General features: G+C 44.7%; 13 protein-coding genes. 12 read left to right on the top strand and 1 reads right to left on the bottom strand.

The genetic code is table 11. From position 1 onward, the window contains the following. The first annotated feature begins 123 nt into the window (after positions 1 to 123). The 5 genes from FCL46_RS22300 (at position 124) to FCL46_RS22280 (ending at position 5,843) form a co-directional block, all read left to right on the top strand. Positions 124 to 531 carry a bacteriohemerythrin gene (locus FCL46_RS22300; RefSeq protein ID WP_136808827.1) on the top strand — a complete coding sequence of 136 codons (408 nt, stop codon included), beginning with the start codon at positions 124 to 126 and terminating at the stop codon, positions 529 to 531. A gap of 109 nt (positions 532 to 640) precedes the next feature. Beyond that, a complete protein-coding gene (locus FCL46_RS22295) occupies positions 641 to 1,081 on the top strand; it encodes a rhodanese-like domain-containing protein (RefSeq protein WP_167505962.1) in 441 nt (146 codons plus the stop codon). Between the two features lie 313 nt (positions 1,082 to 1,394). Next, positions 1,395 to 2,735 carry a TolC family outer membrane protein gene (locus tag FCL46_RS22290; RefSeq protein WP_136808829.1) on the top strand — a complete coding sequence of 447 codons (1,341 nt, stop codon included), beginning with the start codon at positions 1,395 to 1,397 and terminating at the stop codon, positions 2,733 to 2,735. Between the two features lie 456 nt (positions 2,736 to 3,191). Continuing rightward, on the top strand, positions 3,192 to 3,872 hold the full coding sequence (locus tag FCL46_RS22285; RefSeq protein WP_217909494.1) for a transglutaminase-like cysteine peptidase: 681 nt from the start codon (positions 3,192 to 3,194) through the stop codon (positions 3,870 to 3,872). Positions 3,873 to 3,887: 15 nt separating this feature from the next. Then, positions 3,888 to 5,843 (top strand): bifunctional diguanylate cyclase/phosphodiesterase, encoded by a 1,956-nt coding sequence (locus tag FCL46_RS22280; protein ID WP_136808830.1) that lies wholly within the window; start codon positions 3,888 to 3,890, stop codon positions 5,841 to 5,843. A gap of 50 nt (positions 5,844 to 5,893) precedes the next feature. Here FCL46_RS22280 and FCL46_RS22275 read toward each other — a convergent pair whose 3' ends face one another. Continuing rightward, the gene (locus FCL46_RS22275) at positions 5,894 to 6,220 is read right to left on the bottom strand and encodes a hypothetical protein (RefSeq protein WP_136808831.1); all 327 of its coding nucleotides are present in this window, start codon (positions 6,218 to 6,220) and stop codon (positions 5,894 to 5,896) included. 194 nt (positions 6,221 to 6,414) lie between these two features. Here FCL46_RS22275 and FCL46_RS22270 point away from each other — a divergent pair, with 194 nt between their 5' ends. The 7 genes from FCL46_RS22270 to FCL46_RS22240 all read left to right on the top strand — a co-directional run bounded on the left by FCL46_RS22270 (position 6,415) and on the right by FCL46_RS22240 (position 14,219). After that, positions 6,415 to 8,586, top strand: coding sequence for a type I secretion system permease/ATPase (locus tag FCL46_RS22270; RefSeq protein WP_136808832.1), 2,172 nt, complete (start codon positions 6,415 to 6,417; stop codon positions 8,584 to 8,586). Between the two features lie 69 nt (positions 8,587 to 8,655). Next, entirely contained in the window at positions 8,656 to 10,044 is a 1,389-nt protein-coding gene (locus tag FCL46_RS22265; RefSeq protein ID WP_217909493.1) for an HlyD family type I secretion periplasmic adaptor subunit, read from the top strand. A gap of 23 nt (positions 10,045 to 10,067) precedes the next feature. Further along, positions 10,068 to 10,697, top strand: a complete 630-nt coding sequence (locus FCL46_RS22260; RefSeq protein ID WP_136808833.1) for a response regulator transcription factor — start codon at positions 10,068 to 10,070, stop codon at positions 10,695 to 10,697. A gap of 514 nt (positions 10,698 to 11,211) precedes the next feature. Beyond that, the gene (rbr, locus tag FCL46_RS22255; protein WP_136808834.1) at positions 11,212 to 11,787 is read left to right on the top strand and encodes a rubrerythrin; all 576 of its coding nucleotides are present in this window, start codon (positions 11,212 to 11,214) and stop codon (positions 11,785 to 11,787) included. 449 nt (positions 11,788 to 12,236) lie between these two features. Continuing rightward, complete coding sequence (locus FCL46_RS22250) at positions 12,237 to 12,761, top strand: lipocalin family protein (RefSeq protein ID WP_136808835.1); 525 nt, start codon at positions 12,237 to 12,239, stop codon at positions 12,759 to 12,761. Between the two features lie 52 nt (positions 12,762 to 12,813). Continuing rightward, positions 12,814 to 13,449, top strand: a complete 636-nt coding sequence (locus tag FCL46_RS22245; protein ID WP_136808836.1) for a methyltransferase family protein — start codon at positions 12,814 to 12,816, stop codon at positions 13,447 to 13,449. Beyond that, a complete protein-coding gene (locus tag FCL46_RS22240) occupies positions 13,449 to 14,219 on the top strand; it encodes an FkbM family methyltransferase (RefSeq protein WP_136808837.1) in 771 nt (256 codons plus the stop codon). Before FCL46_RS22245 ends, FCL46_RS22240 begins: the two co-directional genes overlap by 1 nt. The last annotated feature ends 25 nt before the right edge of the window (positions 14,220 to 14,244 follow it).

Below are 14,244 nucleotides of genomic sequence, written 5' to 3'. Positions count from 1 at the left end.
CACATCCGTTTTATTTTCTCCATTCTAACGTTATACTAAGCCAATGAGGATCACCTTAAGCGCGTGTGAAACTCGAAAAATCCCCCAAATGGATGACGTTTGACCTTCCTGAGGAGTTGATCTGTGGAAATTTTGAAATGGCGTGAGATGTATGAAACAGGTATCGTGTCGATGGATGATCAACATAAGGCACTGATTCAGCTGGTTAATAAACTCTATATGATGTTACGCGATAAAGAAGGGGTGGATGAGTTGGATGCCATCCTTCAGGAGATGTCAGATTATGCAGAGTATCATTTGCGCGATGAGGAAACCCTTCTTGAAACCCACGGATATCCGGGTCTCGATACTCAGAAAACATCTCACCAGGAATATTATGAAGTGATGGACCAGTTGCTGACCGAAATGGAGACCGATAAATATCAGGCGGCTCAGAAGATATATGTTTTTCTAAGAAAATGGTGGATTGACCATATTGTCGGGGAAGATAAAAAGTATAGTGAATTTCTCAAAGAAAAGGGTGTGCAATAACAGTTTCATCCTGAAGTGTTGCGGGCTCAATACGTTACAGGGCTATATCTGTTTATTCTGCATTGTCGTACTATTATGCGGCTTTCGATGGTCGTTAAGTTTTGGTGAGTTGACGTGGGAAAAAGTTAATGCAGCTATCAAAGCCGACTATCCGGGAGTAGCGCATATAGACACAAGTGATCTTCAGAAATTAATCAGAGAGCGGAGAGGGCTTGTGCTCATTGATGTACGTGAATCTGAGGAGTATCAAATAAGCCACATTCCCGGTGCTGTTCATGTCTCTTCTTTTAACACTATTGCCAGAAACAATACTGACCCTGCTGTCTTAATTGTTGCCTACTGTTCAGTAGGGCTCCGTTCTGCAAAATTTATTAGTGAATTGCAAAAATCCGGGTTTATAAACGCCTATAATCTTCGTGGTTCAGTGTTCGAATGGGCTAATCAGCACATGGAGTTGATTGGTGCAGGTGGTAGAACGAGAAAGGTCCACCCTTACAACACTCGCTGGGGGAGTCTGTTAAACACGGAATTGCATCAATATCCCCAATAATTCCGCTTCAGTCTTTTTTCTTCACGTAACATTTCATAACCTTATAGATATCAATAGCCTCATGTAGTATTGGATTGTTCTTTAATATCCTGAAACTCTTAGCTATTTACACATGAAGGATTTCCTCTGATTATTTTGTATTGTAAAAGTAATGCTTTCCGCCAACTTGACGATACATACTGATCTGATGTTTTTCTTGTAATTTGCCAAATGCGATGAAAGAATAATTTGAGGCAAAATGTTTGATAGGAAATATGGCTTTTGCCAATAATCATGTAGTTGTGTCATACCATATATCAGAAGGAGGAGAGATATGAAGTGGTCTACAACCACTGGTCTAGCTATTCTCTGCAGTACGCTTATCCTCAGTGGAGGCACGGCTTTAGGGGAGACACTGCAGGAAGCGGTAGGAGAAGTGTTGCAAACCAACCCGCAGGTAAGGACCCAGGCGTATAACAGGCTGGCTCGAGACGAAGAGGTAAAGCAGGCAAAATCTGCGTATTGGCCAACTGCAGATTTTACTGCAGGAACAGGTATTGAGGAAATAGATAAACCTGAAGAGAGCAGTCTTGATCCCGTAGAGATTCGACTCAGTTTGAGACAAAATGTCTTTGCGGGTTTCTCGACTAAAAATGAAGTTTCCAGACAGAAAGCAAGAGTACGGTCTTCCGCCTATCGGCTTCGAGGTGTAAGTGAGAACCTGGCACTTGAAACATCAAAGGTTTACCTCGATGTGTTGCGTAGAGAAGAACTCAAGGTGCTTGCCGAAGAAAATCTTCTGACACATGAGAGGATCGCTGATCAGATCAGGTTACGAAGTGAGTCAGGCGTTGGAACCGAGGTTGATTTGGATCAGGTTCAAGGGCGTCTGTCACTGGCTCAAGCCAATGTTGTAGTAACCGAAACTAATCTTTTGGATGCGCAGACCAATTATCTTGCAGTAGTCGGACATATGCCGGATTCCCTACTTCGGCCTGATTCTCCAGACGACATGATACCACCTAATCTTGATGCGGCGGCGAGTAATGCTTTAATAGGACACCCTACACTGAAGTCAGCGCAGGCTGATCTGGAGGCTCGTTATGAGCAGTATGAGGTCGCCAAGAGTCCTTTCTGGCCGAGGGTCGACCTTGAAGTTGATCAGAACTGGGATGAGGATGTCGATGGGGTTGAAGGAGAGCAGGAGTCAACTGTAGCTATGATACGTTTGCGTTACAATTTATTTCAGGGATTCAGTGATCAGGCACGTAAGGCAGAAACAAAGCAACTTATCGAAGAAGCTCGAGAAATAAAGAACAACACCCATAGACAGGTTGTTGAATCTATACGTTTATCATGGAGAGCATATCAGTCGGTGCTTGATCGGATGAAGTATCTGCAGCAGCATGTTGAATCAAGTACTGCGACTGTTGAATCGTATGCAAAGCAGTTTGATCTAGGCAAACGGACACTTCTGGATGTGTTGGATTCTGAGGCTGAGGTTGTTGAGGCAAAACGGGATCTTATCGACGCAACCTATGACGGATTATATGCCCAGTACCGTATTCTCAATGGTATGGGTGGACTTGTTGGAGCGCTTGGTCTTGAGTTGCCGGAAGAGAGTAAGGTTGAAAGTGAAGACGAGGCGGAAATGCAGGAGGTTGCCGCAGATTAATCCGACAGGTTCAGGTCGCTTGCGTAGTAATAGTAATACCTGTTTGTAAGCGTCTTTGGCTGCGCAGTGTACCTGTCTATTGTTGGATTGATTGCTGTGTAACTATCGCAAATTGCCTGTGGAATCTTATCGAATTTCACAGGCTTTTTTATGCGTATTTTTTACTCGTAAAACTATGCCCTTTGGTTGTTGGGGATTTCCAGAAGATACTATTCGCAATATCATTTATATGGCTGTGCATATTGTGTGAAAATACCCCGACTTTGATAAAAACACCTATTTTAGGACAGCCCCCTATACGTATTTGCCTGATGATGTGCAGATCGATACGTTCCTGGCATTAATGATAAGACAATCAACCCAAAAACTGCACTTTTGCATTGGAGAGTTTGGCTGGTGGTGGAAGAATCGCTACATCCTCGAAGGTAGTCCGTACCTTGAGGGAGTTGTTGCATCATGAGGATGGCAGGCCGTCTAAATATCGCCAGAGTGCAGGGGGCAGTTGCCCTGTTGTTGATATGGTTTGTGTTTTCTGCAATTGCAGGAGGAAATGCCTCGTTTGTACTGTCAACAAAACTGATAACCAGTGTTGAAAAACAGTATGGGGAATATGCCAAAAGGCGATTGATTTCGTGGCAGGAACTTATCCGGAACGACTCCAGTAAGACAGACAGCGAGAAGCTTGAAAAAGTTAACCGATTTTTCAACAGGATTCGCTTCATCGATGACATCGTGCACTGGAAACAAAAGGATTACTGGGCAACTCCTGTCGAATTTCTAGCGACTAACGGAGGGGATTGTGAAGATTTCTCGCTAGCGAAATATTTTACACTTATAGCACTGGGTGTTTCCGAACAGAAGCTCAACATGACATATGTAAAAGCGGTACGGCTGAATCAGGCGCATATGGTTGTCACCTATTATTCCGCTCCCAATGCTGAGCCACTGGTACTGGATAACCTGATTTCTGATATTAAATATGCGTCAAAACGTAATGACCTGCTTCCTGTTTACAGTTTCAACGGATCAGGGTTGTGGCTTGCAAAGGCACGTGGACGGGGGCAGAAGGTTGGCGGCAGCGAGAGATTGAAACGATGGCGTGACCTGCTTCAAAGAATGCCTGAAGGACTTTACTGAGATAGGGATGAAATTATGACACTATACAGGCAGCTGCTGTTTTTCACTCTGATCCTCTTTTTTGTTCTTTTTATAGGGATATGGGTCGAAAAGCTTCAGTCAACACGATCATTTCTAATCGACCAGCTGGAATCTCATGCACAGGATACAGCAACTTCGCTTGGGCTATCACTCTCGCCGGTTATAGCTGCGAATGATCTCCCCACGGCAGAGACGATGATGAACGCGGTATATGACCGTGGGTATTATCGCATAATCAGTCTTCGCGATGTAGAAGGGAAGGTGATTACTGAACGGGTTCAGGATGTGCAAATTGCCGGAGTGCCTTCGGTATTTGTTCAGCTTGTCCCAATCCGGGCTCCATCTGCAGAATCGCTGATTATGGCAGGCTGGGCCCACGCAGGAACATTGTTTGTCGAAAGTCATCCAGGATTTGCTTACAGGACACTTTGGGAAACGGTTGTGAAAGTCAGTATCTATTTTCTTATAACGGGTTCACTGGTGTTGATATTTGGCGGACTGGGGTTGCGTATGTTGCTGAGACCATTAAAGCGGGTTGAGTTACAGGCCGAAGCAATTTGCAGAAAAGAATATAAGGTGCAGAAGTATTTGCCGCGGACGAGGGAGTTGCGAAGGGTTGTCGATTCGATGAACCGAATGACAACACGTGTCCGGGATATGTTTGACGAGCAGGCACAGATTGCCGAGCGATTACGTAGAAATGCCTATAGTGATCAACTTACCGGGCTTGGCAATCGTAGGTATCTCAATGGCCAAGTAGAGGCTGGGCTTGATGTCTCTCAGGGAACAGTCAACGGTGCATTCATGATTGTTCAATTGCATGATTTGCAGAAGATTAACGAGGAAAAAGGTTTTGGTACCGGTGATGAGATACTTAAGAAAGCGGCAGGTATTATCCGTAGCGAGACGACCCTCATAAATAATGTTGCACTTGCGAGAGTGACGGGTGGTGATTTCGCAGTTTTCATGCCTGAAGTGAGCCCAGATGATGTACATGAAATTGCCGAGAGTCTAAGCAATAAACTGACCCGTCTCGCTGTTGAAGATGTAGGCGTTTCTGACAATGTGGCTCATATAGGGGGGGTTACGTATGATCTGTCACCAACCTTAGCCCAACTCTATGCCGAGGCTGATACTGCTTTGAGAGCAGCATATCAGCAGGGCCCTAATAAATGGGTTGTAACTGAGCTTACAGAGACATCAGCAGCGCAGGTTAAAGGGAAGAACTGGTGGAAAGAAACACTTGGGAATATTCTGGATAAAAAGGACATTATTTTATTTGGCCAGACAGTTGTCGCATGCTCGGATCGGACAAAAATTATACATAAAGAATTGCTTTCACGTATCACGCTGGCGCCAGGTGAAATTGTCAGTGCCGGGGTATTTGTTCCTCTTGCTGAACGGATGCGAATGGTGAGCCGTCTTGACAGGATTGTTCTTGAAAAGGCTTTACAGTTGCATTCGGATCAGGTTGGAACTGACTCAATAGCAGTCAATGTTTCGGCGTCATCGCTCAATGATCCTGAGTTTCAGACGTGGATTCTATCTGAGCTGGCGACCAAATCCGATAGCTCTATACAGTTCGTGTTCGAGTTCGCAGAGTTCACGGCAGTCCAGTATATGGATGTTTTGAAGGGGTTCTCAAGAGAGGTTCAGCGCCTTGGTCATGCCGTTGGCCTGGATCATTTTGGTCAGAGTTTTACTAATTTTGGCTATTTACGTTCGCTTAGGCCAGAGTATGTGAAAATTGACAGGGCATTTACCAATGAACTCATTCATGAGCAGAGTGATTCACATTTTTTCATAGGCTCGCTATGCGGTGTGGCACATAGTCTGGGTGTTAAAGTTGTTGCTGAAGGGGTAGAGCAGGAGGCACAGCTTGAGCTTTTGAAAGAGCTGAATATCGATGCGATTCAGGGATATCTCATCGATGAGCCGAAGCCGTTATGAGATATGACTTTCTTGAGATACAGGGTTAGGTGCGAACTCGTGAGCACACATCAGAGAATATCATCGACCATAAGTTCGTTACTTTCTTTCATCTGTTGACGAATACGTTTCCTCTCGGCAATTTTCTCGCGGGCTTCCTGCGGTAGATCGGTGAACATGATAACGTTTTTAGCAACAAGGATGTCAACGAGATCATCAAGTACTCTGATTATACCGGTATCAAGAATAGTTAGAAGGGTCTCATAGGTTCCGCTGTTTTCTGAATGAGATATGAACTCGATCAGTTCAGCCTCGGTAAGCTCTGTCTGGTTGTTTTCCGCAGGGCTGTTTGTAATGGCAATAATTTTGCCTTGGTCGTCTCTGCTGGCATAGAGCATACCGTGGTCTCCGAAATTTGAGTGGTTGCGATTATAAAATCCTTAACATTTCTAAATAATAAATAGTACCAGCTTGTCCGCCTCAGATTGACTCTCGATATATATCTGTGATTAACTACAAATACACTTCAGGTTGTGTTGAAGGCATCATTTATATGCATTGGTACTCTATTCTACAATAGTTCTTTTGGTTCATGAAAACAAAGATCACTTCAAATAAAGCAGACTCGTGGGAAATCAGTGGCGATAGTGATGTTATCGATGATCCACTTACTGATTGTTTGGTTGTCCTGGCAAAATTGCACGGGCGGCCCATATCCCGCACTTCATTACGGGCTGGCCTGCCGCTGGTCAATAATCGACTGACAGTAAAGCTTTCAGCGCGGGCGGCTCAGCGCGCAGGACTCTCTTCCAGAGTTCTGGAGAGGCCTTTGAATAGGCTTAGCAACCTCGAACTCCCCTGTATTTTGTTGCTAAAGGAAAAACGAGCAGTGGTTCTCGTCGATCTCAACCTGAAGTCTAAAGAGGCGACAATCCTGCTACCTGAAGCTGGTGCGGGTAGAGAGAAGATTCCTCTTGCAGATCTTGCAGAGATGTATGCCGGATATGCAATATTTGCTCATCCTGAATTTCATGAAGATAAACAAACCGCTTCAACAATTGCTGGTAAACGAAAGCACTGGTTCTGGGGAACACTTTTTGCCTCTTGGCGTATTTACCGGGATGTGTTGCTGGCATCATTTCTCATTAACGTTTTTGGTTTAACGACGCCGTTTTTCATTCTCAATGTCTACGATCGTGTTATTCCCAACAATGCTTTTGAGACGCTTTGGGTGCTGGCAATAGGTATTGGTGTGATATATCTTTTCTCCCTGCTCATGCGGGGATTACGTGGGTATTTTATTGATGAAGCAGGGAAGAAGGCAAGTATAGAAATGTCTTCGATGATTTTTGAAAAGATTCTTGGCCTGAAAATGTCTGCACGACCTGATTCTATTGGATCGTTTGCAAATAAAATTCAGCAGTTTGACAGTATACGGGATTTCATCACCTCACTGTCCATAACCGCTCTGGTAGATCTGCCATTCGTGGCGCTCGGCCTGTTGGCAATCTGGTATCTGGCAGGGCCGATTGTGGTGATTCATATTTCAGCGATTATAATTCTTTTAGTCTATGCCCTGTTTATCCAGGTGCCACTTAAACGCTCGGTGGAGCAGACATTCCATGCTTCAGCAAGAAAAAATGCAATTCTTGTGGAAGGGCTAAACGGTCTAGAGACATTAAAAATGCTTGGAGCCGAGAGCAAAATTCAGCACACATGGGAAGAAGCTGTAGCGCACATCTCTAAGTGGAGTGCGCAGTCCAGGTTTCTTTCCACTTCAGTGAACCATCTCGCAAATTTTGTACAGAGCATAACTGTGGTCGCCGTCGTTATTGCAGGTGTGTATACGATATCCAAGGGTGCAATGTCACAGGGTGGCTTGATCGCAATTGTCATACTTACCCGGCAGGCGGTTGCGCCTATGGCTCAGGTTGTGTCACTTGCCACTAGATATCACCGTGCAAGAACTGCGCTGGAAACCCTGCAGCAGGTTATGGCTATGCCGGTAGAGCGGCCCGCAAACAAAAACTTTTTGCATCGTGCCGAGTTGAAAGGTGCTGTGGAGTTTAAGGATGTAAATTTTACCTATCCCGGCCAGAACATGCTGGCGCTCAAAGATCTCTCGCTAACTATTGAATCAGGTGAACGGGTAGGTATTATTGGTACTGTTGGTTCTGGTAAAACAACGTTCGGTAAATTGATGCTTGGCTTATATGAACCGGATAGCGGCATGGTTGCGATTGATGGGACGGATATTCGGCAGATAGATCCAACTGAGTTGAGGCGTTTTATCGGTTGTGTGCCTCAGGATGTTACACTTTTTAGAGGTAGTGTGCGTGATAATATCGTCATGGGAAGTGATATTGCAAGCGATGCTGATATCCTTCGTGCATCTGACTTGTCTGGAACAAGTGAAATAATAAAGCGGCACCCGATGGGGTTTGATATGCCGGTCGGTGAGCAGGGCAGGGTTCTCTCCGGCGGACAACGTCAGATCGTCGCGATGGCCAGGGCCCTTTTACTCGACCCGCCTGTCCTCATTCTGGATGAACCCAGCAGCCATATGGATGCCAAAACAGAGGCACAGCTGCGAAAGAAATTAAGCCAGATAATGAGTGGTAAGACTCTTGTGCTGATAACGCATCGGGCCTCTCTGCTGTCGATGGTAGAACGTATCATCGTATTGGATAATGGGGTGATACGTGCTGACGGACCTAAAAATCATATCCTTGAGGCCTTAAAGAGCGGTCAGATAAATGTCTGATCATATCAGGTCGAAGAGATTGATGACTCCATCAGGAAACCCAAAACCTTATTATTACCGGTGGCGGTTGTGGTGAAAAGAAAGGACGAAAACGGCAAGGGATTAACTGGGCCTGACACCTCGTCAACCCAGATATTTGACTCCAGACAAACTGAAGAGTTCGACCAGATATCAGATATCCGAACAACTGTGCTGATTCAGTCTCCCAGAGGTGGCAGAATCATAGTCTGGATGACCTTGGTGCTGGTGATACTTATCATGGTGTGGATGTACGTCTCAGAGGTTGAAGAGGTGACACGAGGAATGGGCAAGGTCATCCCTTCGAGTCAGATTCAGGTCGTGCAAAATCTTGAAGGTGGTATTCTCGCGGAGTTATTTGTGCGAGAGGGCGATATTGTCCAGAAGGGACAAATGCTCATGCGACTTGATGAAACACGATTTTCTGCACCGTATAACGAATCACGACTCAAATATCTGGCGCTCATGGCACGTGCTGCACGATTACGGGCAGAGACCGAGGGAACAGAAATTGTAATTCCTGAGGTGGTAGAAAAGGAGCGTGCGGATCTTGCAGGCAGAGAGAGACAACTTTTTCGATCCAGAAACAATGAGCTGAAAGCGACACTGTCAGTTTTAGAAGAACAAATCGTTCAGAGGAAGCATGAACTGACAGAGTTGAATGCAAAACTTAATGAACTTAACCGAACTTTCCAGCTTCTGAATCGTGAAATCAACCTGACTAAACCGTTGATTGCCCAGGGGGCAGTTTCAGAGGTAGAAGTCTTACGCCTGGAGCGCGAGTCGTCAACAATGCGTGGCGATATTTCAGCGACAAAGCTTGCCATTCCACGAGTGCAATCAAAACTCACCGAAGCTCGTAATGTTTTGCAAGAAGAAAAAATCAAATTTACTAACGAAGCCAAGCAGCAACTGAATGAGGTCGAGGTCGAACTTGAGGCACTATCAACTACTGCGACTGCGTTGGCAGATAGGCTTACGAGGACATCGGTTCGGTCTCCTGTTTACGGTACGGTAAAACAGGTACTGCTTAATACTGTAGGTGGTGTGGTTCAGCCGGGTATGGCATTAGTGGAGATTGTTCCGTTAGAAGATTCACTACTTATTGAAACCCAGATAAAACCATCAGATATTGCTTTCCTGCGACCTAAGCAACGAGCCATGGTCAAATTTACAGCCTATGATTTCACAATTTATGGAGGGCTTGAAGCGGAACTCGAAAACATCAGTGCTGACTCTATTACAGACGAACAGGGAAACAGCTATTTTATGGTACGGGTGCGCACCAATAAAAATTATCTGGAAGGTAAGGATGGACAGCTGCCGATTATACCCGGCATGGTGACTATGGTGGATATTGTAACTGGTAAGAAAACTATTTTGTCTTACCTGCTAAAACCTGTACTACGAGCCAGGCAAATGGCACTTCGGGAACGATAGTACCTGAACTAAGAGGTGAATATATGGCACTTTTGCTATGCAGTAGAAATGATACTGTACGTAAAAAGTGGTTTTTGGCACTCTCGCCAAAATGGAAGGTGCATCAGGCTTCTTCGATTGAGGAGCTATTGTCGTTATGGAATCAGTTTCCGGTGGAGACCATTTTACTCCATCGGAGCTTGATTGATGAGCAGCAGCTCAGAGAAATCTGTGCCAAAAAAGCAGGAACGAAAATATTTATATTTTCAGATCGGCCTGACGACGATGAAGGAATATCCTGTCTGCAAATGGGGTGTGTCGGTTATGCGAATACATATACCTCGCCGGGGCGGCTGCAAGCGGCAATAGAGACTGTTGAATCGGGCCTTGTTTGGGTTGGCAGTACGTTAATGACTCGTCTGATAAACAGTTTGCCGGGAAACCGAAACAATGAAGAAACTGCAGATGAACAGCTTCCTGATCCATTGATTGGTAAATTATCCAAACGGGAATACCAGATTGCGCGTCTTGTGGCAGATGGTTTGAATAATAATCAGATTGCAGTTGAACTCGATATAACTGAAAGAACAGTGAAGGCGCATCTCAGCTCAATCTATACAAAAACGCAGACCAATGGGAGACTTAATCTTGCACTTCTTATGAAAACGGGATGATTTTGAATAGTGGTTTTTGTCTAAAGATAAAGGAAAAACGCTGCTTCAATTTTTGAGGCGGCGTTTTTTTCTCGCTTGATTGGAATGCTTGATGCCACTCAAAGGAAAAAAGCCATTCTCTTACAGTCTTCCAGGATTGTATTAAAGCCTGTTCGAAAGGTTGATCATGGGGAGATACGTTGAAATATTTCATGCAGGTCAGGTAAGCGTATAGAAAAAAACGAGTATACGAGTATTGCAGATAAGGGTAGTTGGTTGCTATCTGCGGTTATAGGTAATTAAAAAACTATGAAAAAATACTGCATACAACTCTCTCTATGAATGAAAGTTATAGATTTGGATTGTTTTGTGCCTGTAAGAATGAGAAGCTCATTGATTAACTCTAAGATAATGTAATATCGCTGTTCTACTGCTGTTTTGATTTGTTCGTTGATTCTCCCAATTTGTATGCTACAATGGACGGGATTTGTTGGTTTGAATGAAGCCGGTAAACACAACTAAGAGGTGAACCACAATGGCTAGTCTTAAGGGTACTCAAACAGAAAAAAATATCCTGACCGCATTTTGCGGCGAATCACAGGCACGGAACCGCTATACCTATTTTGCATCACAGGCAAAAAAGGATGGATACGTGCAAATACAACATATTTTTGAAGAGACTTCCGATCAGGAGAAAGAACACGCAAAACGCTTGTTTAAACTCCTTGAGGGTGGTGAGGTGGAGATTGCTGCCACTTTCCCTGCAGGTGTGGTTGGGACTACTGCTGAGAATCTTCAGGAAGCCGCGACAGGTGAGAATTACGAGCATACAACAATGTATCCGGAATTCGCAGTGACCGCTCGTGAAGAAGGTTTTGCAAATATTGCTGATATTTTTATGGCCATTGCTAATGCCGAAAAACAGCATGAAAAACGCTACAAGGATCTGTTGGCAAACATCGAAGCCGGCCGGGTGTTTAAGCGCGATGAAAAATCTACATGGAGATGCCGAAACTGTGGTTATCTGCATGAGGGCGAGGAAGCACCAGAAGTGTGTCCTGCCTGCGCCCATGCCATGGCGCACTTTGAGCTGCTAGGTGAAAACTGGTAAGTCTCATACTTTAGAGTAGACGTTGTTTTTAAAGCCTTCGTTTCGGTATATCCGGGCGGAGGCTTTTTTTTTGAGTGTGTACTTCCTGTAGAAGGAATGTTGGAGGCTGTCCGGGAATAGCCTTTTCGCTAAAACTCTTAGGAATCTTCAAAAAACAATATGGCTGGTTGTGAAATTTTCGCGATCATCTAGATGGCTGTGTATATTTTTTCCAAAACTTCTGGATTCTGACCGGAATTCTAATTTTCAGGCAGCTTCCTGAAGATTCTTTTGAGTCCTTTACCAATTCAAGTTGATATGGTGTCGGCATCTTGCCAACTTTGGTTTTTTTCACGAGGTATAATCTGATCTGTATGCTGTAAAAACTGGTTAATTATTTGAGATGTTATAAAGTTTATGAAAAGCCTGAATTTGTTCCTAACAAAAGGTTATCAGTAATTGGAGGATCTATGAAAAAACTATACCTGCTGTTCTGTGTGCTCTTGGGAGGCTGTACGCAACTGCCAGCCGGGGTCCAACCTGTGAAGAACTTTGATATCAGCAGGTATCTGGGTAAATGGTATGAAGTTGCTCGGCTCGACCATTCTTTTGAGCGTGGATTGTCAAACGTTACTGCAGAATATAGTCTTCGTGAAGATGGCATCGTACAGGTGATTAACCGCGGATATTCGGCAAAAGAGAAAAAATGGAAATCAGCAACTGGTAAAGCGAAATTTGTCCAAACCTCCGATGTGGGGTTTTTGAAGGTGAGTTTTTTTGGCCCATTTTACGGCTCGTATATAGTTTTTGAGCTGGATCATGAAGGGTATCAGTACGGATTGATAAGCGGGCCTGACAAAGATTATCTCTGGCTACTTTCGCGCCAGCCGGAACTTAATGATTTTACCAGGGACGAGTTGGTACAAAAGGCAAAAAATATAGGTTTTGCAACTGAAAAACTGATTTTTGTCAACCATGATACTATTGGCGAATAGCTAACAGAATCCGCATATAGAATAAAAACCGATGTTCAGCAAGAGTTACTAAATGGATTTTATCTCGTATACTCTGCTTACCACGGGCTGGATAGCCTGGTGTGGTCTGCATAGCCTACTCATTTCTAAAAGCATTAGCGGGTATTTACATGGGATGTTGGGAACGTACCGGTATTACTATCGGTTGTTGTATAACCTGATTGCTTTGTTTTCATTGATTCCCCTTTTACTCATAACGGATTCAATGCGGTTTGCGCCTGTGTTTACCTGGCAGGGAGGGTGGAATTTTTTGAGAGCCATGATGTTTGGGCTATCTATCTGGCTTTTTATTGATGGTGCCAGAAATTACGATTTCAGCTGTATGCTCGGTTTTCGGCAGATAAAAAGCAGACAGCAGATTATCCTTCTTGGCGATGATGAGCAATTTTGCAGAAAGGGTTCCCATGGTATTATACGGCACCCCTGGTATCTCGGAGGCCTCTTGATTATCTGGTCGAGATATCAAACATATTATGATTCAACTATGGTTGTTGCGATAGTGCTGTCAGTCTATCTTATTGTCGGTAGCTGGCTTGAAGAACGAAAGCTGGTTGCCGAGTATGGTGAGAAGTACCGTTGTTATCAACAGGATGTTTCCATGCTTTTTCCATGGAAATGGCTGGTGAAGAAATTTAGCAGGGAGAGGTAATGGGGCCACGCGAACAATTGCTGGAAGCCTGGTCACGGGTGAGAGGCTGGTATCCGGTAACCATGGCTGGCAGGAAATACAGGTGTGATCCGGACCATATTAGTTTCTGGGATAGGGTTAGCGAGGGGGATTGGGAACCGCAGACCTTTACTATCCTCGACAATTTATTAGATCAGGAAGCGGTCTACTGCGATATAGGAACCTGGATCGGACCGACCGTATTGCATGCAGCAATGCAGTGCCGAAAAGTCTACTGTATGGAGCCTGACCGGGTCGCCTACATGTACCTGCTCCAGAACCTGAAGCTTAACCAGTTGGAAAATGTCGTGCCTTTTAATATTGCACTATCCAGCTCAAATATGCTTAGCCGGATGGCAAGTCCACGAGGTAAACGCGGTGATTCTATGACAAGCTTGTTGCGACCGGAGGGCTCTGGTAATACCGAGGTTCCCTGTCTCAGCTGGTTGACCTGGTTCGACCTCGTTGGTCAACCGGAAATAACTGCCATAAAGATGGATATCGAAGGGGGAGAGTTCAAGCTCTTGCCAACCATGGAGAACTATCTTTGTGAGAGCAGGCCTGGTTTGTATCTTTCATTACACCCGCATTTGTTACGAATGCCTGAGCGATATGCGGCTATGCAAAGGGTGGTAGACGTGCTGCAGGTGTACAGTACATGTTATGACGATATGGGCAGGGAAATTTCGCTTGAAACACTGATGGAAGAGCAGGCGATTAATCGGGCAGGATCATACCTGCTACTTCCATAGTGAGAGGAGAGAACGTAAAACGGGA

This window comes from Desulfosediminicola flagellatus (assembly GCF_005116655.2).
GTDB classification, from domain to species: Bacteria; Desulfobacterota; Desulfobulbia; order Desulfobulbales; family Desulfocapsaceae; genus Desulfopila; species Desulfopila flagellata.
The sequence above is the reverse complement of the archived record's forward strand: the minus strand, read 5'-3'. Positions and strand labels throughout refer to the sequence as shown.